The organism is Corynebacterium sp. HMSC034E11 (assembly GCF_001835905.1).
In the GTDB taxonomy this organism is placed as follows: Bacteria; Actinomycetota; Actinomycetes; order Mycobacteriales; family Mycobacteriaceae; genus Corynebacterium; species Corynebacterium coyleae.
Genome location: NZ_KV826412.1, coordinates 24,757 through 49,437, shown reverse-complemented (window position 1 = coordinate 49,437; position 24,681 = coordinate 24,757). Strand labels below are relative to the sequence as shown.

Here is a 24,681-nt window from a genome sequence, read left to right as displayed (position 1 = left end):
CGTTCAAATCCGGCAGGTACAGCGTGGCCAGGGTCGTGACCAGCTGCAGCACGATAACCAGCGCAATCGTCGGCGCGTAGCGTTTTCCAAATCGCGTGGTTAAGCGGATGAGATCCACGTGGGTGCCCTTTCTGTAGGTAACCGGGCAAGTGTAGACGTTTCTGGCGTGCTGCTGCCTAAAAGACGATATCGCCTTTTACAGGGTGCGCCGTTGCAAAACCCCAGGTCGCGGTCCGGTGGTTGGTGTAAAAGACGATATCGCCGTTTGGGCTGTGGTTGTAGCAGCGGTCCGCGGGGTGCGTCATGTCGATTTTGCATCAAAAAATCGACACGTCGCGCGGACGTGTTTATTCTTTCGACATGACCGGAAACACAGCGGCGTTCGACCCTGCGAAGCCGTACAACGATCTGCCTCCGCTGCCACCACAGCACACGCTTGAGACCGCAAAGGTGCTCAAGGCTGTTATCGACGCCCGCAGCGAACTGGCCGCCCTCAACACCGCATGCCGGTTGATCCCGAACCCGGAGATCATCACCTCCACTATCCCGTTGCGTGAGGCGCAGGCATCGACAGAGATCGAAAACATTGTGACCACGAACGATGAGCTGTTCCGGGCTCAGTGGAGCATCGATCCGGAGCCTACGCCGGCAACCAAGGAAGCGCTGCGCTACCGCGATGCTCTGCGGCGCGGCGTGGACCTGATCGCGGATAGGCCGGTGTCGGAGAAGGTTGCGGTTGAGGTGTGCTCGACCCTGCAGGGTGGGCAGGCCACGCTCCGCTCAACACCGGGTACCTACATCGGCGACCCGGTCACGGGCACGCGCGCGTACACCCCACCCGAAGGCCTCGACGTGCTGCAACGCCACCTTTCGGCGTGGGAACGCTACATCTACTCGGACCACGGGTTGGATCCGCTGGTGTTGATGGCGGTGACGCATTACCAGTTCGAAGCTATCCACCCGTTTTACGACGGCAACGGCCGCACCGGCCGCATCCTCAACATCTTGTTGTTGCTGCAAGAGAAGGTGTTGTCACTGCCGGTGCTGTATCTGTCAGGGACGATCGTCGATAGGAAAGCGGAGTATTACCGGCTGCTGCGCGCGGTCACCGCGGACGGTGGGTGGGAGCAGTGGATCCTGTTCATGGTCAACGCGGTGACTGAGTCGGCCCGGAGCACAAGCTTGCTTATCGACGACCTCTGCACCCTCCAGGACACCACCACCGCCCGTGTCCGCGAAGCCGGCATCTCGCCAGCAGCCGAACTGGCGGAGCTGCTGTTCGTTCAGCCGTATGTCCGCATCACGGACGTGATCGATGCGGGACTGGCGAAGCGGCAGACAGCATCGATGTGGCTGTCGCAGCTGGTCGAGGCCGGCATCCTCGAAGAACAGAAGGCGGGGCGGTCGAAGGTGTTTCTGAACACAGCAGCGCTCGAGGTGCTGACCCGACGCTAACCCCCGATATCGTCTTTTACAGGGTGCGCCGTTGTAGAACCCCAGGTCGCGTCTCGCCGGTCGGTGCAAAAGGCGATATCGCTTTTTGGGCTGTGGGGGCCGCTACGGTGCGCGGGGTGCGTCATGTCGATTTTGCGACAAAAAATCGACACGTCGCGTGGACGTGTCGATTCGGTGTACATCAAGCGGTGCGCGCTGTTTGGTGTGCGCGGACCGCGCATCACATGGCGTTACTCGCCGGCGCGGGAGTGACCCAGCATGTCTTCCCACTCGACGATCTTCTTGCGCTCACGCGGGAAGGTCGCGTCGGCGGCGCCGAGGGCGCGCTCGGCCTCGTCGAGCTTGTACCAGCCGGCCCAGGTGGCGTAGTCGATGCCGCGCTCGCGAAGCAGGTCGAGGATCTCGTCCTTGCCGGTGTGGGCCGGGGTGGCGAGCTTGCCGGCGTCGGCGTCGGCGATGAGCATGTCGGTGGTTTCCTTCGCGTCCGACTTGGTGTTGCCGATCAGGCCGACCGGGCCACGCTTGATCCAGCCGGTGACGTACAGCTTCTCCTCCGGTGCGGCACCCTCTTCGGCGGTGACGAGGACGCGGCCACCGTCGTTAGGAATGACGTGGCGCTCGAGGTCGAACGGCACGCCCTCGACAGGCTCGGAGCGGTAGCCGACGGCGTGGTAGACCTGCTGGACTGGCCAGTCGGTGAACTTGCCGGTGCCGCGGATGCCGCCCTCGCCGTCGAGTTCCTGGCGCTCGGTGCGCAGGCCGGTGATGTTGCCTGCGTCGTCGGTAAGCACCTCAACCGGTTCCTCGAAGAAGTGGATGTAGATCTTGTGCGGTGAGTCGTCCGGCTCGCGCATGGCGTACTGCTCAAGCACCTGGCAGTTGAGGTCGATGGACTTGTCGGCGCGACGGACTTCTTCGGAGAGTTGGTCGTAGTCGATGTCCTCCGGGTCGACGAGCACCTGGATGGTGTCGGACTCGTCGAGTTCGCGCAGTTCCTTCGGGGTGAACTTCGCCTGGGCGGGGCCGCGGCGGCCGAACATGTGGACGGTCTCGGCCTGGTTCTTCTTCAGGGACTCGTAGACGTTGTCCGGGATCTCGGTGACGGCGAGCTCGTCGGCGGTCTTGGCCAGCACGCGGGAGATATCCAGGGCCACGTTGCCCACGCCGATAACGGCGACTTCCTTGGCCTCGAGGTTCCAATCGCGCTCGAAGCGTGGGTTGCCGTCGTAGAAACCGACAAACTCGCCGGCACCGATGGACTTGTCGCCACCCGGGATGAGCAGCTCGCGGTCGCGCACGGCGCCGGTGGAGAGGACGACGGCGTCGTAGTAGTCACGCAGTTCGTCGATGGTGATGTCGCGGCCGACGGTCACGTTGGCGATGAGGCGCAGCTTGTCCTTGTCCAGCACGTTGTGCAGGGATTTCACAATGCCCTTGATGCGCGGGTGGTCGGGCGCAACACCGTAGCGGATGAGGCCGAACGGGGCGGGCATCTGCTCGAAAAGGTCGACGTGGATGTCGTGCTCTTCGTTGCGGATGAGCAGGTCAGAGGCGTAAATGCCGGCGGGGCCGGCGCCGATGACGGCGACGCGCAAGCTCATAGGTGATGGTCCTTTCGCAAAAGGGGGATTTTTTCGATGACTGACACTATAGCGCATAGACAGAGCGGTCTTAAAGTTTCAGCGATTTACATTCGTGTTTCGCGGGACAAGTAAAACAGGCCTTAACGGACGCGGTCAACCTATTACATTCACGCCATTAACCGGCAGTTTCGGCGTTTTGGTTGTGCTAGACAGGCCGGTACGGCATGCTTGCCCATCAACACCGAAATGAACAGCATCGCCGAACCGACCGGTCTACTTTTTGGAGGGCCCGTGACCGCACCAACGAAAACCGCGAAACCGCGCGCAAAGAAGCCGCAGGGGCAATGGCTTATCGACGGCACCGCGCCGCTCAACCACGATGAAGAAATCAAGCAGGCGTCCCCGGTCCTCGACGTGAAGCAGCGTGTGATCGATACCTATTCCAAGGGCGGCTTCGACTCGATCGATCGCGAGGACCTGTACCCGCGCTTCAAGTGGCTTGGCCTGTACACCCAGCGCAAACAGAACCTGGGCGGTGAGTTCACCGGCGAGGACAACAAGGTGCTTGAGGACAAGTACTTCATGATGCGCATCCGTTTCGACGGAGGCATCTGCTCCACCGCGCAAGCCCGCGCCGTCGGGGAGTTGTCCCGCGATTACGCCCGCTCCACGGTGGACCTGACGGATCGGCAGAACATCCAGTTCCACTGGGTGCGCATCGAGGACGTCCCGGCGATCTGGGAGAAGCTCGAGGCGAACGGTCTGAACACCTGGGATGCCTGCGGGGATGTGCCGCGCGTGATCTTGGGCTCGCCGGTGGCAGGTATTGCCAAGGACGAGATCATCGACGCCACTCCCGCGATTAGGCAGATCCAGGAGATCGTTACCGCAGACGAGTTCCAAAACCTGCCGCGCAAGTTCAAGTCTGCGATCTCCGGCAACGCACGCCAAGATGTGGTCCACGAGATCAACGATCTCGCATTCATCGGCGTCGAGCACCCTGAACTCGGCCCCGGCTTCGAGTGCTACGTGGGCGGAGGCTTGTCGACGAACCCGATGCTGGCACAATCCCTCGGCGCCTTTGTCACCCTCGAGCAGGTCCCGGACGTGTGGGCGAACGTGGTGCGTATCTTCCGCGACTACGGCTACCGTCGCCTGCGCAACCGTGCCCGTCTGAAGTTCCTCGTGGCCGAGTGGGGTGTGGAGAAGTTCCGCGAGATCCTTGAGGACGACTACCTGGGCTACAAACTCCCGGACGGTCCGCACGCCCCGAACAACCTGGTGGACCGCGACCATATCGGCGTGCACGAGCAGAAGGACGGCAACGTCTACATCGGTGTGAAGCCGACGCTGGGCCACATGTCGGGCGAGCAACTCATCGCCTTGGCTGACCTGGCGGAGAAGTACGGCGTGACGGATCTGCGCTTCACCCCGTTCAAGGATGTCCTGCTGCTCGGGGTTGCGCCAGACACCGCAGCAAACCTCCAGGCGGACCTGGAGGAGATGGGCCTGTACTCCAAGCCCTCCGAATTCCGCCGCGGCCTGCTCAGCTGCACCGGCCTGGAGTACTGCAAGTTGGCGCACGTGACCACCAAGTCCCGCGCCATCGAACTCGCCGATGAGCTGGAGGAGCGCTTCGGGGACCTCGACTCGCCGATCACCATTTCGCTCAACGGTTGCCCGAACGCCTGCGCCCGCCACCAGGTCTCCGACATCGGTTTGAAGGGCCAGATGGTGGATAACGGCCACGGCGAAAAGGTCGAAGGCTTCCAGGTACACCTTGGCGGCACGATCGGCGAGGGCGCGAACTTTGGCCGGAAACTGCGTGGTCACAAGGTGTTGTCCAGTGAGTTGACGGAGTATGTGGCCCGGGTGGTGCAGCGCTTCGTCGATAAGCGTGAGGGCGCTGAGACATTCCGTGACTGGGTCGCGCGCGCCGATGAGGAGGACCTGCGATGAGCTTTCGCCGCGAACCAAACCCGAACCGCAACTTTCCCACCTTCTGCCCGTACTGCGGTGGCGAGGACCTGTGGCCGAACGAACAGACCGAATTCGCGTGGAAGTGCTGCGAATGCCTCCGCATCTTCGAGGTGAAGTTCCACGGCCAGGACGACCCGCAAGGCGCGCCGTCGAAGGCGCCATCCACGGAGGAAGCGCTGCAGGCCTCGCTCGCACGCCACGGCCACACCGGCGCATTGAAAGGCAACCAATGATTAACCTGCTCAACCAGCCCAGCGACTTCCGCGATCCCGACATCAGCCCCGACGGCCCGACAACGACATCGCCGCTGCCACACAGGGTGGCGCAGCAAAACGCATTGCTTGTCGACGACTGGGCCGCAAAACTCCACAACGCCCCCGCCTCCGAGATTCTCCAGTGGGCGAACGAGTACGCGCCGGGCCCACTCGTCGTGACCCTGTCTATGGAAAACACGGTGCTCGCCGAACTGGCCGAGCGCCACCTGCCCGGCGCGGACTTTCTGTTCCTGGATACCGAGTACCACTTCCCGGAAACCCTGGAGGTGGCCGACCAGGTGGAGGCGCGCTACCCCTCGCACCGCCTGGTGCGGGCGAAGGCGCAACTGACCCGCGCACAGCAGGACGAGACGTACGGGCCCAACCTGTACCTGCGCGCCCCGGGTGCGTGCTGTCGCATGCGCAAGGTCGAGCCGCTGGCGGTGCATATGAGCCCGTACGCCGGCTGGATCACGGGGCTGCGCCGCGCCGACGGACCCACCCGCGCCGACGCGCCAGCACTGAGCCTGGATGCGACCGGACGGTTGAAGATCTCCCCGCTGGTCACCTGGTCCCTGGAAGACACCGCCGCCTTCGAGCGCGACAACGACCTGATCATCCACCCGCTGACCCGACAGGGCTACCCCTCCATCGGTTGCGCCACCTGCACCCTGCCCGTGGCGGAAGGGGAGGACCCACGCGCCGGGCGCTGGGCGTTTGCCACCAAGACAGAGTGCGGCCTGCACGAGTAGCCGAGAAGCGCAACAACCGGACAACAAGGAGCAACACAATGACGCAAGCAACGGCAACGGCAACGCAGCTATCGCCGCACCTGAAGGATTTAGAAAACGAGTCGATCCACATCATCCGTGAGGTGGCGGGGCAGTTCGACAAGATTGGCCTGCTGTTTTCCGGCGGGAAGGATTCCTGCGTGGTGCTGGAGCTGGCGCGCCGCGCGTTTTACCCGGCTAAGCCGCCGATTGAGCTGCTGCACGTGGATACGGGGCATAACTTCCTGGAGGTGATTGAGTTCCGGGATGCGATCGTCGATAAGCATGGGCTCCGTCTGCGAGTCGCGCATGTGCAGGATTGGATCGACCGCGGTGACCTGCAAGAACGCCCCGACGGCACCCGTAATCCGCTGCAAACCGTGCCGCTGGTGGAAACCATCGCCGAGGTCGGATACAACGCCGTGCTGGGCGGGGCGCGTCGTGACGAAGAGCGTGCCCGCGCAAAAGAACGTGTCTTCTCTGTGCGCGACTCATTCGGCGGTTGGGATCCGCGCCGCCAACGCCCCGAACTGTGGGACCTCTACAACGGCGCGACCCTGCCCGGCGAAAACGTCCGCGTCTTCCCAATCTCCAACTGGACCGAAGCCGACGTGTGGGAGTACATCGGCGCGCGAGGCATCGAACTGCCATCCATCTACTACGCCCACGACCGCGAAGTGTTCAGCCGCGACGGCATGTGGCTCACCCCCGGCGAATGGGGCGGGCCCCGCGAGGGCGAGCAGCTGGAAACGCGCCGGGTGCGCTACCGCACCGTCGGCGACATGTCCTGCACCGGCGCCGTCGACTCCGACGCAGAAACGATCGACGAGGTCCTCGTCGAGATCGCCAACTCCACTCTGACCGAACGCGGCGCAACTCGTGCCGACGACCGCCTGAGCGAATCCGCCATGGAAGACCGCAAGAAGGAAGGCTACTTCTGATGACCGCCCCAACCATCGCACCCGCTACTACCTCCGAAAACGCCCCTGAAACCGGCGCTGCCGAAACTGCCACCGCCGCGCTGTCCGCCCGCGAGACGCTGCGCCTGTGCACCGCCGGCTCCGTCGACGACGGCAAGTCCACCTTCGTCGGCCGCCTGCTGCATGACACCAAGTCGGTGCTTGCCGACCAGCTCGCCTCCGTGGAACGCACCTCCGCGGACCGCGGCTTTGAGGGGCTGGACTTGTCGTTGCTGGTCGACGGCCTGCGCGCCGAGCGTGAGCAGGGCATCACCATCGACGTGGCCTACCGCTACTTCGCCACCGACAAGCGCACGTTCATCCTCGCCGACACCCCAGGTCACGTGCAGTACACGCGCAACACCGTGACCGGCATGTCCACGTCCCAAGTGGTGGTACTGCTTGTCGACGCCCGCAACGGCGTCGTCGAACAAACCATCCGCCACCTCACCGTGGCCAAACTCCTCGGCGTGCGCACCGTGATCTTGGCGGTGAACAAGATCGACCTCGTTGACTACTCGCAGCAGCGTTTCGACGAGATCAAGGCCGAATTCGACGCCAAGGCCGCAGCGTTGGGCATCGAAGACCCCCACGTGGTACCGATTTCGGCGTTGCGCGGCGACAACGTCGCGGAGCGCAGCGACGCGACGCCTTGGTACACCGGCCCGACGGTGCTCGAACTGCTGGAGAGCATCCCGGTGCAACACGGCCGCGCCGATGACTTGGACTTCCGCTTCAACATCCAGGTCGTGCTGCGTGAACACGCCTCCGACTACCGTGCCTACGCCGGCCGCGTCAACGCCGGCTCAATCACGGTTGGCGACGAGATCCTCGCCCCCTACGGCCGCACCACCACCGTTGCCGGCATCGACACCGCCGACGGCCCCGTGGACACCGCCCATGCCGGCGACTCCGTTGCGCTGCGGCTTGCCGACGACATCGACCTGACCCGCGGCGACCTGCTGGCCGCGCACACTCGACCAGAAGACACACGCGAGTTCGACGCCACCGTCGTCGGCCTCAACGAGAAGGACCTGCGCGCAGGCCAGGCCGTGAAGCTCCGCATCGGCACCGCGTTCGTCCGCGCCCGCGTGGCCAGCGTGGATCGCGTCCTGGACATCGACGGCGCCGACGGTGACAACACCGCACCCGAGGCGGTTGCGCTCAACGACATCGCACACGTGACCATCCACACCGCCGACGAACTGCCCGTCGAGCAGTACGCCGCCCGCGGTGCGGTGGGTAACTTCCTGCTCGTCGACCAGTCAACTGGCAACACGCTGGCGGCTGGGCTCGTCGGAAAGCGACTGCGGTAATAACCATGACCGCGCTGATCACCCTCTCCCACGGCTCGCGACACCCCCGCGCCAAGGAAGGCATCCGCGCGCTCACCCAAGCCGCGGCTACGCAACTCGGTGTGGAGTGGGCCGACGCCCACCTGGAGTTCGACACACCCACCCTCGCCGAGGCAGCCGCCTCCGTCTCCTCGTCGCGCGCGATTGTGGTTCCGCTGCTGTTCACCCGCGCATTCCACGCCAAAATCGACGTGCCGCGCCACCTCGCCGAAGCCCGTCAGCACTGCGACCTCGTGCTCGCCGAGCCGCTCGGTACCGGCAGCGACATCGCCGATGTCCTTGCGCGCCGCTTGCGTATCGACGACCCCACCGCCACCCACGCAACCCTTTTCCCAGTCGGCACCTCCAACCCTGAACAAGCCGCCAACTACGACCGCCTCGCCGCCGAAGTGGCCAAGCGTGCCGGGGTGGAAACGGCAGTGGTGTCGGCGACGCGTGGTCAGCGGCGCTTCACAGATACGCATGTGCTCCCACTGTTTGTCACCCACGGAACCCTGCTCGACCGGATCCCAGACCACCTGCCGGCATCCGGGCCGCTGACCACAGACCTCGCGCGGATCGTCGCCAACCGATACCGCGCCGCCGAGAAAGGCGCCTGACATGTACAAACTCGAAACACTGCTGCTCATCGCAGTCACAGGTCTTGCCGCGCAACTTGTCGACGGCGGCCTCGGCATGGGCTTCGGCGCCACCTCTTCCACCATGCTCATCGCGCTCGCCGGTATCACCCCGGCCGCTGCCTCCGCCGTCGTCCACACCGCGGAGCTGGGCACCACACTCGCCTCCGGCGTAGCCCACACGCGCTTCGGCAACGTGGACTGGCGCACCGCCTGCGCGATCGGCATCCCCGGCGCCATCGGGGCGTTTCTCGGTGCAACCGTGCTCGTGCGGCTTTCCACCGAAGCGGCACGTCCGGTGATGTCGCTGATCCTCGCGCTAATCGGGCTGAACCTCATGCTGCGCTTCGCCCGGGGGCTCACCCAACGCAAACTCGCCGCGAAGCCTCACTCGCGCGGCTTTCTCGCAGGCCTCGGGCTCTTCGGCGGATTCATCGACGCCACCGGCGGCGGAGGCTGGGGGCCCGTCACCACCTCCACGCTGCTTACCGCAGGCCGTGCCGAGCCGCGCCGCATCGTCGGCACCGTCAACACCGCCGAGTTCCTGGTCACCCTCGCCGCAACGCTCGGGTTCGCGGTCGGGATGTGGCGTGACCTCGTCGCAAATCTCGCAGGTGTGTTGGCCCTGCTCATCGGTGGTGTCATCGCCGCACCTATCGGAGCGTGGATGGTCAGCCGTATGAACCCCATCGCGCTCGGCGGCGTTGTCGGCACCCTGATCGTGCTGCTGAACCTGCCCGTCGTCTTGTCGTATGCCGGCATGACCAGCGGACTCTGGGTCGTCCGCTTGCTTATCGTTGCAATCGGAGCCGCCCTCTCCTGGCGAGGTGTCCAACGCGCCCGCGCCAACTCCCGCGCCGCATCCGAGCGCGAAGGCGCAACAGTGGTGGAGCCGCAGCCCGCCCGCATACGATAAGCAACTATGTCTGATTTGCTCATCGTTGCAGCCATGAAAGAAGAAGCCGCCGACATCATGTCCGGAGGCGACCACGAAGTACTCATCACCGGCATCGGCACCCTGCCCGCCGCGATCGCCCTGACTCGCCGTCTCTCCGAGGGGCCGCTGCCGTCGCGCGTGATCAACGTTGGCACGGCAGGCGCGCTTGTGGACCTCGCCCCCGGCGTCTACGAGATTTCCGACGCCGTCAAGCACGACTTCAAGGTTGGCGGCACCTCCGACATCACCGACTTTGTCTACCCACGCTGGTTCACCTTCGAACCCCTCACCGACCTGCCGAAAGCCAAACTGGCCACCGGTGATGCGTTTGTGAACCGCTCTGATCTTCGCGACGAGCTCGCCAAGGAATGCCAACTCGTCGACATGGAGGGCTACGCACTCGCTGCCGTGTGCTCCACCTTTGGCGTCCCGCTGACCCTGCTCAAGCAGGTTTCGGACTCCGCCGACGAAGGCGCCTCCGCTGTTTGGGAGGCCGCCCTCGAGCGCGCCCGCGTGGAGCTCGAAGAAGCCCTGCGTGAGCACCTTCGCTGAAGACGCGGGCATTTCGCTTGACGACGACCCCACGTCCCTCTTCCAGCTCCTCGTCCTGTGCATGCTGCAAGCGAAGCCCATACGCGCCACCGTCGCCGTCGACGCCGCACGCGGACTGTTCGACGCCGGCCTGACCTCACCATCTGCACTGGTTGAAGCGCCGCGCTCGCAATTGATCCGCATCTTCGGCGCCGCCGGCTACGCCTGCGCGACCATGTTCGCCCGCGAGGCGCAGGGGGTGTGGCCGGAGTTGGCGCCGGTCTTCGACAAGAAGGCACTGCAGGGGGCCGCGAAGTTGGGACTGCCGGAAGATGCGCAGGAGCTCGAATCGCACGCCCGGTCCGAGGGTGTTGCCTTGCCCGCTTTCGCTTCCCACCTAGTCAAAGTGGCCCTCGGCGTTGAATGATCGGTCGTGGCAGGCGGATCGTCTAGCTAGACCTTCTGCCGGACTAGACGATCAAGCATTCCGCGCTGAATTTCCCCAGGTGAAGTTGCAACTGGTTTTCATTTAGGGGCGAATCGTCTAGCAGCATCAGAAGCGAGCTAGACGATCCGCTCCGAACAGCTCCCAGACATGCAGAAAGCCCGCCGGCGTAAACGCGCCAGCGGGCTAAAAGCAGCTACCTCGCAGAAGTTACTTTGCGAACTCCTCGACGAGTGCGGCGTTGAAGGCCGGCAGATCGTCCGGGGTGCGCGACGAGATGACGCCGGAGTCGATGACAACTTCCTCGTCGACCCACTCGGCACCGGCGTTGACCAGGTCGGTCTTGACGTTGGCAACGGAGGTGATCTTCACGTCCTTCAAGATGTCGGCATCCGTCATGATCCAGCCTCCGTGGCAGATCACGCCGATCGGCTTGCCTGCGTCCTTGAACGCCTTGACCAGGGCGACGGCGTCGGAATCAACGCGGATGGCATCCGCGTTGAGGGTGCCGCCCGGGAGGATGAGGGCGTCGTAGTCGGCAGCCTTGGCATCGGCGGTGGTGACGTCGACGGCGACCTTGGCGCCCTTCTTGCCCTCGATCTCACCGGTTTCGGTGGAGACGACCTTGGTGGTTGCGCCGGCTTGTTCGACGGCCTCCTTCGGGGAGGTCAGTTCGGAATCTTCAAAGCCGTCGGTCGCGAGGATTGCGATGGTCTTGTTATTCAGATCGGCCATTGGTATTTCCTTTCGTCGATAACCAATTACGGCACACCACCGTACCTAGTCTTCGTCGTTCACGCCGGGGAGGCGACCGGGTGGGTTGGTGTCGATGTCGGACGGGGTGTCGTCGTCAAGCGGGACGCGCGTGGAGCCAAGCCCCTCTTTCACGGGCTCCTTCTCGCGTTTGGCAAGGCGCATCATGTGGTCGCGCACAGCGAGGAAGGATTCCTTGGAATCCATGGTCTGAGTTTGTTGGGTGGCCATGGCTATCTCGTCGGCGGTGATCTCGCCGGAGCGCAGCGAGACCATTTCAGCCCAGTAACGCAGCCACACGGCGGCGACAGCGGCAACCGGAACCGCGAGGAACGCGCCGACGATGCCGAACAGGGTGCCGCCGACAGCGACGGCGAGCAGGACCACGGCGGCGTGTAGGCCCATCGCCTGGGACTGCAGGATCGGCGAGAGAACGTTGCTCTCCAGCTGCTGTACGGCGATGATGAGGATGAGCACGAACACGGCGTTCATGAACCCGTTGGACACCAACGCGATGATCACCGCCAGAGCGCCTGCAGAAATCGCACCGACGATCGGGATGAAGCCGGCGAAGAACGTGATCACCGCGAGCACCGGCCACAGTGGCACGCCGAGGAACAGTAGGCCGAGACCGATGAAGATGGCGTCAACACCGGACACGATGGCCTGGGTGCGGATGAATCCGGACAGGGTGTTCCAGGAGCGGCTGCACACTTCGGTGAGGTGCCAACCAGCGCGCACGCCGGTGTACTTGCGCACCCATGGCAGGAAGCGGTCGCCGTCTTTGAGGAAGAAGAAGGTGAGCACCAGGGTCAGTGCGAGCGTGGTGCCTACCGACGCAATCGCGCCCAGGCCCGAGAACACTCCCGACGCAATGTTGGAGGCCTGGCCCTTGGCAAAGGCGGTGACCTGATCGACGGTCTGCTGGATCTGCTCCGGCTCGAGGACTTCGAGGTCGCGCTCTTTCAGCCAATCGACGATCTGGTTCACGCCCTGCTCGGCCTGTCGTGCGAGCTCGCTGCCTTGGCTTTTCACGGTTGGGGCCATGGCGGCGAAGATGCCGCCGATGAGGCCGAAGAATCCGATTAGGGTGATGAACGTGGCCAGGGATGCGGGGATTTTGTGGTCGCGCATCCAGCGCACCGGTGGCCACAGGACGGTGGACACAATCAGTGCTAGAAGAATCGGCAGAAGGCCCATCCAGACCCATTTGAGCAGGTAGAGCAGGATAGCCGTGGCTGCGACAACGATGATGAAGCGCAGTGCCCAGGCGGCGGCGGTGCGGCCGTCGGAGGCGATGATCTCGCCGCGGTCGACCGGCTCGCGGGAGAGGTCCTGGGCGGCGTCGGCCGGTGTGGGCAGCGTTTGGATCGGGTCTACAGCCGTGTCCAGAGCTCCCACATATTTTGGTTTTTTACGTTCACTCACGTGGTCATTGTGTCAGAGATGTGTGGTTATGCATAAGGGGAAGGGGCGTGGGGTCGTCGAAAAGTGCGCGCAAGGAAGAGTTGTCCTAGACCGCAAAGAGATTTGGGTGTAGTGTGGCCCACAATTCATTCCACGACCGAGAAAGGCCACAACGATGACTGTGTTTCCCAACCCTGGCACCGAGGGCTCGAACGTCAAGTTCCGTAAGCGCTACGACAACTACATCGGTGGCGACTGGGTTCCGCCGGTAGATGGCGAGTACTTCGAGAACATCACCCCGGTCACCGGCGAGGTGTTCTGCGAGGTTGCACGCGGTAAGGAAGCCGACATCAACCTGGCGCTCGACGCCGCACACAAGGCCGCACCCGCGTGGGGGAAGACCTCCCCGCAGGAGCGTTCCGGCGTCCTGCTGAAGATCGCGGACCGCATGGAGGAGCACCTTGAGGAGCTCGCCGTCGCGGAAACCTGGGAGAACGGCAAGGCTGTGCGTGAGACGCTCGCTGCCGATATTCCGCTGGCGATTGACCACTTCCGCTACTACGCAGGCGCGCTGCGTGCACAGGAAGGTCGTCTGAGCCAGATTGACGAGGACACCGTCGCCTACCACTTCCACGAGCCGCTCGGCGTTGTTGGCCAGATCATTCCGTGGAACTTCCCGCTGCTCATGGCGGCCTGGAAGCTTGCTCCGGCGCTGGCTGCAGGTAACGCGATCGTGCTCAAGCCGGCGGAGCAGACCCCGGCGTCGATCCTGTATCTGATGGATCTGATCGGCGACCTCATTCCGGCGGGTGTGCTAAACATTGTCAACGGTATGGGCGACGAGGCCGGCGCGGCACTGTCTGGTTCTGACCGCATTGCCAAGATCGCGTTCACCGGCTCAACTGAGGTGGGCAAGATCATCAACAAGGCCGCGGCCGACAAGATCATCCCGGTCACCCTCGAGCTTGGTGGCAAGTCCCCGGCACTGTTCTTCGAGGACATCTTTGCCAAGGATGATGACTTTAAGAAGAAGGCCATCGAGGGCTTCGCTATGTTCGCCCTGAACCAGGGGGAGGTCTGCACCTGCCCGTCCCGTGCGCTGGTGCATGAGTCCATTGCCGACGAGTTCCTTGAGCTGGGCGTGCAGCGCGTCAAGCAGATCAAGACCGGCAACCCGCTGGACACCGAAACGATGATGGGTGCGCAGGCCTCCACCGAGCAGATGGACAAGATCAAGTCCTACCTCGAGCTTGGGCCCCAGGAAGGCGCTGAGGTGCTCACCGGCGGCGGCGTGAACAAGATTGAGGGCCTGGAAAACGGCATGTACATCGAGCCGACCGTGTTCAAGGGCACCAACGACATGCGTATCTTCCAGGAGGAGATCTTCGGCCCGGTGATGTCCGTGACCACGTTCAAGGACTTTGACGAGGCCATCCGCATTGCCAACGACACCATCTACGGCCTCGGCGCCGGTGTCTGGGCGCGCTCCGGCACCACCGCCTACAAGGCCGGTCGCGCGATCCAAGCGGGTCGTGTATGGGTGAACCAGTATCACTCCTACCCGGCTCACGCGGCGTTCGGTGGTTACAAGAAGTCCGGCATCGGCCGCGAAACCCACCTGATGATGCTCGACCACTACCAGCAGACCAAGAACCTCCTCTGGTCCTACTCCGAGAAGGAAACCGGCCTGTTCTAAGAGCATTTGCTTAGCGACGACACCCTCACCGCCCACTTATGTTCCCGGTCGGTGAGGGTGTTTTTGCGTGCTTCTACCTGCGGAAACAAATAAAGTTGCGTCGAGTGGGAACAACTTTGGGTACAGTGCCGTTACATAGATTGAGTGCAACAGGCTCAAGGATGTGTCCACCGGTGTTATAGTGGTGGCCGTCAAGTTGAGCCGGAGCGCATCAACTTACTGATAAACCACATTTCAACAGGAGGAATTACTTTTATGGCACGCGCAGTTGGTATTGACCTTGGCACCACGAACTCGGTTGTTTCCGTCCTTGAGGGCGGCGAGCCGGTAGTTATCGCTAACGCTGAGGGTTCCCGCACCACCCCGTCGGTTGTAGCTTTTGCGAAGAACGGTGAGGTGCTTGTTGGTCAGTCTGCAAAGAACCAGGCGGTGACCAACGTCGATCGCACGATCCGCTCCGTGAAGCGTCACATGGGCGAGGACTGGACCGTAGATATCGATGGCAAGAAGTACACCCCGCAGGAGATTTCCGCTCGTACGCTGCAGAAGCTGAAGCGCGACGCGGAGGCTTACCTGGGTGATGAGGTCACTGAGGCTGTTATTACCGTTCCGGCTTACTTCGAGGACGCTCAGCGTCAGGCCACCAAGGAGGCTGGCCAGATCGCAGGCCTGAACGTCCTGCGTATCGTGAACGAGCCGACCGCTGCGGCACTGGCTTACGGCCTGGATAAGGCTGAGAAGGAAGAGACCATCCTGGTCTTCGACCTTGGCGGCGGCACCTTCGACGTGTCCCTGCTTGAGATCGGCGATGGCGTTGTTGAGGTACTGGCTACCGCTGGTGACAACGAGCTCGGCGGCGACGACTGGGATAACCGCGTAGTCGAGTGGCTCGTGGACAAGTTCAAGTCCCAGAACGGCGTTGACCTGTCCAAGGACAAGATGGCTATGCAGCGTCTGCGCGAGGCTGCGGAGAAGGCCAAGATTGAGCTTTCGTCTGCACAGCAGGCTTCCATCAACCTGCCGTACATCACGGTTGATGCAGAGAAGAACCCGCTGTTCCTCGACGAGACCCTGACCCGCACCGAGTTCCAGAAGATCACCTCCGACCTGCTGGATCGCACCAAGAGCCCGTTCAACCAGGTGATCAAGGATGCTGGCATGTCTGTCGGCGACATTGACCACGTTGTTCTGGTTGGTGGCTCGACCCGTATGCCGGCTGTGTCCGATCTGGTCAAGGAGCTCACTGGCAAGGAGCCGAACAAGTCCGTGAACCCGGACGAAGTTGTGGCTCTGGGTGCTGCTCTGCAGGCTGGTGTCCTGCGCGGCGACGTCAAGGACGTGCTGCTGCTCGACGTCACCCCGCTGTCCCTCGGTATTGAAACCAAGGGTGGCGTGATGACCAAGCTCATCGAGCGCAACACCACCATCCCGACGAAGCGTTCGGAGACCTTCACCACGGCTGAGGACAACCAGCCGTCCGTGCAGATCCAAGTCTTCCAGGGTGAGCGCGAGATCGCTTCCGCGAACAAGCTGCTCGGCTCCTTCGAACTGGCAGGTATCGCTCCGGCACCGCGTGGTGTTCCGCAGATCGAGGTCACCTTCGACATCGACGCCAACGGCATCGTATCCGTGTCCGCGAAGGATAAGGCCACCGGCAAGGAGAACACGATCAAGATCCAGGACGGCTCTGGTCTGTCTGATGAAGAGATCGATCGCATGATCAAGGACGCCGAGGCTCACGCTGACGAGGACAAGAAGCGTCGCGAGGAGCAGGAGACCCGCAACAACGCGGAGACCATGGCGTACCAGACCCGCAAGTTCATGGACGAGAACGGCGAGAAGCTTTCCGAGGACATCAAGACCCGCGTCACCGAGGCTGCCGATGCTGTCGACGAGGCCCTCAAGGGCGAGGACCTGGATGCCATCAAGTCTGCAGTGGAGAAGCTGACCACCGAGTCCCAGGCAATGGGCACCGCGCTCTACGAGGCTCAGGCCAACGAGGGTGCTACCCAGGCTGATGCTGGCGACGACAACGTTGTGGACGCCGAGGTTGTCGAGGACGACGACACCGACGCCGACAACAAGTAATCCAACCCAGTACGTGTAAGGAGGCGACGTCTGATGACGAACCCGAACAACGAGCAGATGCCCGACAACCCGGGTAATCCGGAGGCGACGGACGAACAGTACGTCTCCCCGGATCAGGCGGAAGCCCTGGCCGACGAGGCGGCTGAGTCCGAGGCACTGTCCACGGACGAGGACCCCCTCGTTGCCGCGGAAGCTGAGTTGAAGGACTTGGAAGGCGCAGCGCAGATCGCCGACGGCGAGGTAGACCCGGACGTCGATGGTGACGGCGCGGTCAGCGACATCGAGTTGCAGCTCGCAGAGCGCACCGAGTCCCTGCAGCGCGTCAGCGCCGAATACGCCAACTACCGCCGCCGCACCGAGCGTGAGCGTGGCGAGATTGCCACCACCGCAAAGGCAAAGTTTGCCACCGAGCTGCTGCCGCTTCTCGACGATCTCGATCTCGCCCAGCAGCACGGCGACCTGGAAGAAGGCCCGCTGAAGGCCTTCGCGGATAAGTTCCGTTCCATCGTCGCCGGCCAGGGTGTGAAGGAGTTCGGTGCTGAGGGTGACGAGTTCAACCCGGAGGTCCACGAGGCCGTGCAGGATCTGTCCCAGGGCGATGAAAAGGTTCTGGGAACGGTGCTGCGCAAGGGCTACACGGTGGGTGATCGCCTGGTGCGAAACGCCATGGTGATCATCGCCGATCCGGCCGAAAGTGCCGATACCACCGAGTAACAACAACTTGGTGGCAGGGCCGGGGAATGGGTACACGCAAACAAGAAGCGGCCTGATCCCCGGCCTTTTTACTTAGATTATTTAGTGAACGAAATTTAGAAGACAACAACTCCACACCGATTTACAGCGAAAGGAGGGTGCGAGATGGCTATGCAACAGGAATGGGCCGACAAGGATTATTACGGCGACTTAGGTGTGTCGTCGACGGCAAGCCAGGCCGATATTAAGAAGGCGTACCGCAAGCTCGCACGCGAAAACCACCCGGATTCGAACCCCGGCAACAAGAAGGCCGAGGAGAAGTTCAAGCGGGTCGCGGAAGCGTACGACGTTATTGGCGACGAGCAGAAGCGCAAAGAATACGACCAGTTGAAGTCCATGATCGGCTCGGGCGGCTTTGGCCGGTTCGGGCGGGGAGGAGCGTCCGGTTTTCCGGGCGGGTTTCGCGGCACGGAAACGGAATTCGACCTCTCGGACATCTTCGGATCAGCCACTGGTGGACAAGCTGGAGACGGCGGCCTTGGTGATATCTTCGGTGGCTTCTTTGGCGGCCGCGGCGGTGCTGGCAGGAACGCTCGGCCGTCGCGGGGGGCCGACGTCGAAACGGAAATAACCCTCGACTTCCGCGAAGCAGCCAAGGGCACGACGTTCCCCGTCGAGCTCACCGGCGACGCACCGTGCACCACCTGCCACGGCTCTGGTTCGAAGTCCGGCAAGACGCACACGTGCGAGGTCTGCTCCGGCTCCGGTTACATCCGGGAGAACTCCGGCGCGTTCGGCATGGCTCGTCCCTGCACGAACTGCCACGGCACCGGTGAAGTCATCGAGGATCCGTGCACCACATGCAACGGCACCGGCACCGTCCGACGTACCCGTTCGATCACGGTCCGCATCCCCGCAGGCGTCATCGATGGTCAGAAGGTGCGCCTTGCAGGCCAAGGCGAAGCAGGTCCCAACGGCACTCCCGCCGGCGACTTGTTCGTCATGGTGCATGTGCGTAGCGACGACACCTTCACCCGCTCCGGCGACGACCTCGAAGTCACGGTCCCCGTCTCGTTTGCAGAGGTCGCCCTCGGTGCCACAATCGCGGTGCCGACCCTGGACAACCCAGTGAAGGTCAAGGTCCCGGCTGGCACCCCGAATGGTCGCACCCTGCGCGTGCGTGGCCGCGGTATCCCGAAGCGTTCTGGCAACGCCGGCGACCTGTTGGTCACGGTTGAGGTGAAGGTGCCGAAGGATCTCGACCCGTCCGCGACCAGTGCGCTGCGCGCATACGCCCAGGCCGAGAAGGATTCTGGTTTCGACCCGCGCGCCGGCTGGTCCGAGCGCTAGACGGCGAAAGGAGGTGTAACCATGGCAGAAGAGAAGGAATACTTCGTCATCTCTGTCGCCGCCGAGCTCACCGGCATGCACGCCCAGACCCTGCGCACCTACGACAGGCTCGGCCTGGTCACCCCGATGCGTACCAAGGGGGGCGGTCGCCGCTACTCCAGCCGCGACATCTCGATGCTGCGCCGCATCCAGTACCTCTCCCAGGAGGAAGGCGTGAACCTGGCGGGCATCAAGACGATCATTGAGCTCTCCGCGCAGATCGAGGAACTGCAGGACGAGTTGGATGCCCAGCGCGGTCACAACGAAGAGCTGCGCCAGAAGTTGCGCAACGGTTCTCGCCGTGGTGGCGAGTTGGTGCACGTGCCGCGTTCCACCGCGGTCGTGGCATGGGAGCCAGCTGCTTCACGACGACGCCGTCGCCGCAACCTCACCCCCGACGCCTAGTCGGCGGCCGCACCTGAGGCGGCGGCGCCGACGGAAACGACGCTGGCAACGACAAACAAGAAATGCCCGCGCTACCCATCACAGGGCAGCGCGGGCTTTATCGCGCGTTCGAACTACCGCAACCTACCCGCCGAACTCGATGGCGGCAGCACCACCGATGTGGCGGAGGTTGGACTTGGCCAGGTTGAACAGTCGGCCGACGCCACCTTCAAGGAAGGCGGTGCGGGCGCCGGACTTGGCAAAGCCCTTCATCATGTCCCAGGTGATTCCCGGCGGCAGGGAGAGAGCCTCGGGGTCGGTGACGATGTCGACGACCACGGGGCCGTCGTAAGCAAGTGCTTCCTTGAGCATCGGTTCGAGGTCCTCGGGCTCCTCGATGCGGAAGGACTTGATGCCGACACCCTTGGCGATCTCGGCGAAGTTGACCTGTTCGTGGTCGGTGCCGAAGTAGGGCATCCCGGCGACCATCATCTCGAGTTTGACCATGCCGAGCGAGGAGTTGTTGAAGCAGATCACCTTCACCGGCAGCTGGTGCAGTTTGATGGTGAGCAATTCGCCCATAAGCATGCCCAGGCCGCCGTCGCCGGACCAGGAGATGACCTGACGGTCCGGCTGTGCAGCCTGGACGCCGATGGCCATCGGCAGAGCATTAGCCATGGTGCCGTGGAGGAAGGATGCGCCTTCGTCGCGCTTGCCGTTCGGGGTGAGGTAGCGCGAGGACCACACGTTGCACATGCCGGTGTCGACGGTGAAGTAGGCGTCGTCGTCGGCAAGTTTGTCCAGCACGGAGGCTGCGAGTTCGGGGTGGATCGGCTTCTTTGACTCGAAGGCTTCCTCGGTGTAGCTCTTCACCACGTGGTCCAGCAGCTGGTAGTGGCGCTTGAGCATCTTGTCCAGGAACTTGCGGTCCTTCTTCTCCTCGATGTGGGGGAGGATGTTTTCGATGACGCTCTTCACGTCGCCGACGACGGGGTAGTCGACCTTGGTGCGGCGGCCGATGTGGGTGCCGTTGATGTCGATCTGGGCGACGTTTTCCTCGGGCAGCCAGTCGGTGTAGGGGAAGTCAGTGCCGACCATGATGAACAGGTCGGACTCTTCCATAGCGTCGAGGCAGGCGCCGTAGCCAAGGAGGCCGGACATGCCGACGTCGTAAGGGTTGTCGTACTCGAAGTACATCTTGCCGCGGAAGGAGTGGCCGATCGGGGACTTGATCTTCTCGGCCAGGGCGAAGACTTCGTCGCGGGCGTCGCGTGCACCGTAGCCGCAGAACAGGGTGACCTTGTCGGCGTTGTTGATGGCCTCGACAAGCCGTGCGGCCTCAGCGGGGTCGGGGTAGACGCGCTTGTCCTTGCCGGTGGCGTAGACGGAGTCGGCGGTGTGAGGACCGTCGGCAACGTCGGCGGCGAACACGTCGCCAGGCACGACCATCACGGACACGCCGTTGCCGGCGAGTGTGTTCTGCAGGGCGTTGTGCAGCACGCGCATGCCCTGGTCGGCGGTGTGGACGACCTCGCAGTAGGAGGAGCACTCCTGGAACAGCATCTCCGGGTGGGTCTCCTGGAAGAAGGAGGAACCGATCTCGGCCGTCGGGATATGCGATGCAATGGCGAGTACCTTCGCGCCGTTGCGGTGGGACTCGAACAGGCCCTGGACGAAGTGAGTGTTGCCCGGGCCGCAGGACGCGCCGCAGACGGCGAGTTCGTCGGTGGCTAGCGAGTCTGCACCGGCAGCAAACGCTGCGGCTTCCTCGTTGCGGACGTGGACCCACTCGATGTCGCTTTCGCGCACGGCGTCCGAAAGCGGGTTGAGCGAGTCGCCAACCAGACCGTAAATGCGTTTAATGCCGAGGGCCTCGAGGCGCTCGACGACTTGCTCTGCAAAGTTTGCCATGGTTTATCAGACTCCTAAAGGTAGTTTCTTTAAACGTTCGCCATGGTAACGCCATTTCTTAAGTTGTGCTTGCGCGCTGTTGCAAAGCAGACACAAAAGCCGGGTCTGTGAAGTAGTCGGAGTGCCCGCCGCGCACGCCCTCCACGCGCTGTGCGCCCCACCCTACATACGACGGCGACGCGCCGAGCACCGCCGACGGCCCAGAGCGCAGCAACAGGATGGGGTCCTGGGGTGAATCGACGACGTGAACGGTGGCGTGCTCATCCGCAAGTGTGAGCTCGGAAACGTGCTGGCCTGCGACGCCGGCGCTGCCGAGGACCCATAAGTCATCCGCTATAAGTCCATGGTCGCGTGCCGCCGTGGTGGCCAGCAGCGTGCCGTAACTATGGGAGACAACCGTCTTCTGTGCGTCCGGGAAGCGCTCCTCAAGCGCCGCCTGAAACATCGCCAGATCATCCGCACCGGCCGAAGCACGCAGGGGAGAGACCGCCCGCGGCACCGAGCGTGGCGGCGCATAGCCCTGCCACACCACCACCGCAGCACCGGTCTGCTGCGCCAACCGTGACGCCTTTGCCAACTCACCCTCCAACTTCGCGGGCGCGCCCGTGGTCGCGCCGGCCACCATGGTGATCACCCGCGCCGGTTCCACAACGTCACCGACGACAACAGTGGTCGAAGCAGGTCCGGCCTCGAGAACGGTCCCGCCGGCGGCCTCCACGGCGGCACGAGTCGCGGCGGGCAAGGTCGGCACATGACGCGCGTGCAGGTCCTGAAACGACTCATCCGGGTGGGCGAACAGCGGGTCGTAGTCCTGCTCGTGTCCGCCAAGGCGCAACAAGGACCGCGCGAGTTCCAGGTCCAGCGCCATCGACATCGCGTTGAGCCACAACACGGTGCGCGAGTGCAGGTAGCGGGTGGCAAACATGGCGGCCTCGTCCAACTGCCGTTGTAGCCCCGCCGCAGCGGCGACCAACGACGCCGCCGTGGCCAAGTCGTCGGCACCGCGCGCAAACACAGACCCGAATGCATCTAACCGCGCGTACGCCGCATCCGCCGCCACACCCCGAAACCCGGTGGACGCTAACGCCTCGCGTGAGGTTGGCACATGCTCGGCGCGCTCCCGGGCGGCATCAGAGGCGAGGCGCAACGCGGCCGCTGCCGCCGAGAGTTCCGCCGCGTCCAGCGCCGGACGGTACGTGGCAACACTCATGGCGCAAGCCTCGCTTCCAGGTCGGCGTCCACGCCCTCCACCGCGCGGGCAAAGCGCGCGATGGAATTGAGGTGGGTGTTGAGGTGGGCGGTGGTGTCGTCGATAAGCATGTGCGTGCTGTTGCGTATCGACGACAACGCTTCCGCCGTCCGCGACACCCCCACCTGCGCAAACGGTAACGGTGTGAACGTTCGGGTGAGGCCGCGGGCAACGGGTGCGGTGCGTGTTGAGATTTCAAGAGTCATGGGCCGAATCCTCTGCGCACCAGCACACAACCACAAGGGACGAAGAAAAATCTGTGGATAACTGCCCCGAAATCCACCTAAAGTTATCCACATGAAGATCGCGTTGGTGCAAACGGTCACAGGCAGTGACACAATGGACAACTTTGCCCACCTTGCTCCGCTGGTGCGCGACGCCGCCGCCCAAGGTGCGAGCCTGATCGTGCTGCCAGAGGGTGCCAGCCAGGCCTTTGAGCAGGGCCGACTGGACACACAGGCGGCGGGCCTCGACGGCGCGTTTGCCGCCAACATGCGCGACCTGGCAGGCGAGCTCGGCGTGACCATCGTGGCTGGCATGTTCCGGCCCGCCGATACCGTGCAGCGCGGCGAGAAAACCATCAACCGCGTCTACAACACCGCCCTGATCACGGGAAATGGCCTGCATGAGGGCTACGACAAGATTCATACGTACGACGCGTTCAACTACCGCGAGTCCGACACCGTGCGCCCCGGCGAACGCCTGGTCACCTTCGAACACGACGGCGTGACGGTGGGCGTGGCCACCTGCTTCGACATTCGCTTCCCCGAGCAGTTCCAGGCGCTCGCGGACCGCGGCGCTCAGGTGGTTGTCGTACCCACAAGCTGGGCCGACGGGCCCGGCAAGGTGGAGCAGTGGCGCATCTTAACCGCCGCGCGCGCACTCGACGCCGGGGTGTTCATCGCGGCCGCCGGCCAGTCGCGCCCCGACTTCGAAACCAAAGCGGGCGGGCCGTCCGGTCCCACCGGCGCGGGCCACTCAACCGTGGTCGACCCTTCCGGCGTGCGCATCGCCGAAGCCGGCTACGGCCCCGAAACGTTGGTCGTGGACATCGACCCCGAAGAGGCCTCCAAGCAGCGCAAACGCCTTCCGCTCGGCCAGATCCGCGCGGACACTACGATGCGCTAAACCACTCCGGTGTCGCGTCGTGGGAGATGACCTGCACGCCCTCGGCCCCGGCCTCCCGAAGCGCTGCCGTGATCGCGGCCGCGCGCACCTCGTCCGCACACACGATCACGTCGCGGCCCCACCACATTCCCGGCCCCGACACCACCTGCTCCAGCGACGCACCCAGCCGCGACTCCACCACCCAACTCACGTCCAGCCAGTCCTGCGCGCCAGCCAACGCGTCCAGCGCCGCGCGGTCGTACGTCACATCCGAAACCAGGTGCACATCGGGGCGCTCCTCGCATTCCAACCAGTGAAAAACCAGCGCCTTCGCCGCAGCCAACCCCGTCCCCGCGGCCACCAAGAGCACTTGCTTATCGACGAACCCCTGCAGACCCCCGCGCGCCACACCCAATGTCAACCACGCGCCGGGCGCAACCGCAAGATCGGTGCCGGTGCTGATGTGAAACTCCATTTGTCCGAACGGATTCGATGGCAGCGCCGGGATCAGTCCGGTCCACATGCCGGGGGCCTCCGGCGACATTACGGGCAGCGTTTCACCGGGGGCGTAGATGATGCGCGTGCCTGCCTCGAGGCGCACGATCTGCACCCCGTCGCGCTCCTCCACGCTGGTGACCTGCGCCGCTGAGGCCGCCGGCACGCCCGCGTAGTCGGCTTGGGATGCTGCCTTGCGCATCACCTCACCCGCTGCCACGAGCGTCGGAGTGGGGTCCTCGGTGCCACCGCCAGCACCGGTGCCGACCTCGGCGCCGGTTTCTTCGGCGACGGTGCGGATGGCGTCGCCAAGCAACTGCATCGCGTTGGGGTACTCCTCGGCGGGGAAGCCGGTGCGGCGCAGGTCCAGCGCGATCGCGCGCAGGCGGTCGGTGGTTTCGGTGGGGGAGTGGCTGAGGAGGAACGTGGTGGCGTCGATAAGCATCTGCGGCATGCGCTCACCAGGAGCAAGCATCATCGACGCATGTGGATACGCCTCCACGAACCTCGCGCGCCACACCTCACTCACGCGCGATCCGTGGGTGCGCAACAACTCAACGGACTCCGGAAAAGTCATGAAAACAGCGTACTGGGTTACAGTTACACACTGTTTTATATGCGAT

23 protein-coding genes are annotated in these 24,681 nt (G+C 63.7%); 16 read left to right on the top strand and 7 right to left on the bottom strand.

The features are described 5' to 3' along the window. Nucleotides 1-360 precede the first annotated feature (360 nt). The gene (locus tag HMPREF2690_RS08340) at nucleotides 361-1,455 is read left to right on the top strand and encodes a Fic family protein (protein WP_246815451.1); all 1,095 of its coding nucleotides are present in this window, start codon (nucleotides 361-363) and stop codon (nucleotides 1,453-1,455) included. Between the two features lie 230 nt (nucleotides 1,456-1,685). Here the strand turns inward: HMPREF2690_RS08340 and HMPREF2690_RS08335 are convergent, their stop codons facing one another. Beyond that, the gene (locus HMPREF2690_RS08335; protein WP_070820652.1) at nucleotides 1,686-3,056 is read right to left on the bottom strand and encodes an FAD-dependent oxidoreductase; all 1,371 of its coding nucleotides are present in this window, start codon (nucleotides 3,054-3,056) and stop codon (nucleotides 1,686-1,688) included. 228 nt (nucleotides 3,057-3,284) lie between these two features. Between HMPREF2690_RS08335 and HMPREF2690_RS08330 the strand changes: the two genes are divergently transcribed. The 9 genes from HMPREF2690_RS08330 to HMPREF2690_RS08290 are packed head-to-tail and all read left to right on the top strand — an operon-like array spanning nucleotide 3,285 to nucleotide 10,868. Then, nucleotides 3,285-4,997 carry a nitrite/sulfite reductase gene (locus HMPREF2690_RS08330; protein ID WP_070820655.1) on the top strand — a complete coding sequence of 571 codons (1,713 nt, stop codon included), beginning with the start codon at nucleotides 3,285-3,287 and terminating at the stop codon, nucleotides 4,995-4,997. Continuing rightward, nucleotides 4,994-5,251 carry a hypothetical protein gene (locus HMPREF2690_RS08325; protein ID WP_070452160.1) on the top strand — a complete coding sequence of 86 codons (258 nt, stop codon included), beginning with the start codon at nucleotides 4,994-4,996 and terminating at the stop codon, nucleotides 5,249-5,251. The genes HMPREF2690_RS08330 and HMPREF2690_RS08325 overlap by 4 nt, the downstream gene beginning before the upstream one ends. Next, entirely contained in the window at nucleotides 5,248-6,024 is a 777-nt protein-coding gene (locus tag HMPREF2690_RS08320; RefSeq protein ID WP_070820651.1) for a phosphoadenylyl-sulfate reductase, read from the top strand. The genes HMPREF2690_RS08325 and HMPREF2690_RS08320 overlap by 4 nt, the downstream gene beginning before the upstream one ends. A 38-nt stretch (nucleotides 6,025-6,062) precedes the next feature. Beyond that, the gene (gene cysD, locus HMPREF2690_RS08315; RefSeq protein ID WP_070820650.1) at nucleotides 6,063-6,983 is read left to right on the top strand and encodes a sulfate adenylyltransferase subunit CysD; all 921 of its coding nucleotides are present in this window, start codon (nucleotides 6,063-6,065) and stop codon (nucleotides 6,981-6,983) included. Continuing rightward, the gene (locus HMPREF2690_RS08310; RefSeq protein WP_070820649.1) at nucleotides 6,983-8,317 is read left to right on the top strand and encodes a sulfate adenylyltransferase subunit 1; all 1,335 of its coding nucleotides are present in this window, start codon (nucleotides 6,983-6,985) and stop codon (nucleotides 8,315-8,317) included. Before cysD ends, HMPREF2690_RS08310 begins: the two co-directional genes overlap by 1 nt. Nucleotides 8,318-8,322: 5 nt before the next feature. Beyond that, nucleotides 8,323-8,955, top strand: coding sequence for a sirohydrochlorin chelatase (locus HMPREF2690_RS08305; RefSeq protein ID WP_070570705.1), 633 nt, complete (start codon nucleotides 8,323-8,325; stop codon nucleotides 8,953-8,955). Nucleotide 8,956: 1 nt separating this feature from the next. Then, nucleotides 8,957-9,889: a sulfite exporter TauE/SafE family protein gene (locus HMPREF2690_RS08300; protein WP_070820648.1), complete on the top strand. Its 933-nt coding sequence runs from the start codon at nucleotides 8,957-8,959 to the stop codon at nucleotides 9,887-9,889. Nucleotides 9,890-9,895: 6 nt separating this feature from the next. Next, nucleotides 9,896-10,462 carry a nucleosidase gene (locus HMPREF2690_RS08295; protein WP_070820647.1) on the top strand — a complete coding sequence of 189 codons (567 nt, stop codon included), beginning with the start codon at nucleotides 9,896-9,898 and terminating at the stop codon, nucleotides 10,460-10,462. Further along, nucleotides 10,446-10,868: a hypothetical protein gene (locus HMPREF2690_RS08290; protein ID WP_070820646.1), complete on the top strand. Its 423-nt coding sequence runs from the start codon at nucleotides 10,446-10,448 to the stop codon at nucleotides 10,866-10,868. The genes HMPREF2690_RS08295 and HMPREF2690_RS08290 overlap by 17 nt, the downstream gene beginning before the upstream one ends. Nucleotides 10,869-11,096: 228 nt before the next feature. Here HMPREF2690_RS08290 and HMPREF2690_RS08285 read toward each other — a convergent pair whose 3' ends face one another. Together HMPREF2690_RS08285 and HMPREF2690_RS08280 are read right to left on the bottom strand one after the other, a co-directional pair. Further along, nucleotides 11,097-11,621 (bottom strand): type 1 glutamine amidotransferase domain-containing protein, encoded by a 525-nt coding sequence (locus HMPREF2690_RS08285; RefSeq protein ID WP_070423283.1) that lies wholly within the window; start codon nucleotides 11,619-11,621, stop codon nucleotides 11,097-11,099. Between the two features lie 45 nt (nucleotides 11,622-11,666). Beyond that, nucleotides 11,667-13,067, bottom strand: a complete 1,401-nt coding sequence (locus tag HMPREF2690_RS08280; protein WP_141761226.1) for an AI-2E family transporter — start codon at nucleotides 13,065-13,067, stop codon at nucleotides 11,667-11,669. Between the two features lie 154 nt (nucleotides 13,068-13,221). On the opposite strand from HMPREF2690_RS08280, the gene HMPREF2690_RS08275 reads away from it, so the two are divergent. The 5 genes from HMPREF2690_RS08275 to HMPREF2690_RS08255 all read left to right on the top strand — a co-directional run bounded on the left by HMPREF2690_RS08275 (nucleotide 13,222) and on the right by HMPREF2690_RS08255 (nucleotide 19,317). After that, the gene (locus HMPREF2690_RS08275; RefSeq protein ID WP_070615468.1) at nucleotides 13,222-14,742 is read left to right on the top strand and encodes an acetaldehyde dehydrogenase ExaC; all 1,521 of its coding nucleotides are present in this window, start codon (nucleotides 13,222-13,224) and stop codon (nucleotides 14,740-14,742) included. 255 nt (nucleotides 14,743-14,997) lie between these two features. Then, on the top strand, nucleotides 14,998-16,830 hold the full coding sequence (dnaK, locus tag HMPREF2690_RS08270; RefSeq protein ID WP_070484726.1) for a molecular chaperone DnaK: 1,833 nt from the start codon (nucleotides 14,998-15,000) through the stop codon (nucleotides 16,828-16,830). Nucleotides 16,831-16,863: 33 nt separating this feature from the next. Further along, nucleotides 16,864-17,544 carry a nucleotide exchange factor GrpE gene (gene grpE / locus HMPREF2690_RS08265; RefSeq protein ID WP_070452538.1) on the top strand — a complete coding sequence of 227 codons (681 nt, stop codon included), beginning with the start codon at nucleotides 16,864-16,866 and terminating at the stop codon, nucleotides 17,542-17,544. A 144-nt stretch (nucleotides 17,545-17,688) separates the two neighbouring features. Continuing rightward, complete coding sequence (gene dnaJ, locus HMPREF2690_RS08260; RefSeq protein ID WP_070820644.1) at nucleotides 17,689-18,873, top strand: molecular chaperone DnaJ; 1,185 nt, start codon at nucleotides 17,689-17,691, stop codon at nucleotides 18,871-18,873. Between the two features lie 21 nt (nucleotides 18,874-18,894). After that, entirely contained in the window at nucleotides 18,895-19,317 is a 423-nt protein-coding gene (locus HMPREF2690_RS08255) for a heat shock protein transcriptional repressor HspR (RefSeq protein ID WP_070484720.1), read from the top strand. A gap of 123 nt (nucleotides 19,318-19,440) precedes the next feature. Here HMPREF2690_RS08255 and HMPREF2690_RS08250 read toward each other — a convergent pair whose 3' ends face one another. From HMPREF2690_RS08250 to HMPREF2690_RS08240, 3 genes are read right to left on the bottom strand one after another with little or no spacing between them, the layout of a single operon-like run. Further along, nucleotides 19,441-21,207 carry a pyruvate dehydrogenase gene (locus HMPREF2690_RS08250; RefSeq protein ID WP_070820643.1) on the bottom strand — a complete coding sequence of 589 codons (1,767 nt, stop codon included), beginning with the start codon at nucleotides 21,205-21,207 and terminating at the stop codon, nucleotides 19,441-19,443. Between the two features lie 58 nt (nucleotides 21,208-21,265). Beyond that, nucleotides 21,266-22,417 (bottom strand): alpha/beta hydrolase, encoded by a 1,152-nt coding sequence (locus tag HMPREF2690_RS08245; protein WP_070484717.1) that lies wholly within the window; start codon nucleotides 22,415-22,417, stop codon nucleotides 21,266-21,268. Beyond that, entirely contained in the window at nucleotides 22,414-22,662 is a 249-nt protein-coding gene (locus HMPREF2690_RS08240) for a hypothetical protein (RefSeq protein WP_070452523.1), read from the bottom strand. Before HMPREF2690_RS08240 ends, HMPREF2690_RS08245 begins: the two co-directional genes overlap by 4 nt. A gap of 91 nt (nucleotides 22,663-22,753) precedes the next feature. Between HMPREF2690_RS08240 and HMPREF2690_RS08235 the strand changes: the two genes are divergently transcribed. Next, a complete protein-coding gene (locus HMPREF2690_RS08235; protein WP_070820642.1) occupies nucleotides 22,754-23,584 on the top strand; it encodes a carbon-nitrogen hydrolase family protein in 831 nt (276 codons plus the stop codon). Here HMPREF2690_RS08235 and HMPREF2690_RS08230 read toward each other — a convergent pair. Continuing rightward, the gene (locus tag HMPREF2690_RS08230) at nucleotides 23,571-24,635 is read right to left on the bottom strand and encodes a ferredoxin reductase domain-containing protein (protein ID WP_070820641.1); all 1,065 of its coding nucleotides are present in this window, start codon (nucleotides 24,633-24,635) and stop codon (nucleotides 23,571-23,573) included. The genes HMPREF2690_RS08235 and HMPREF2690_RS08230 overlap by 14 nt on opposite strands. Nucleotides 24,636-24,681 lie beyond the last annotated feature (46 nt).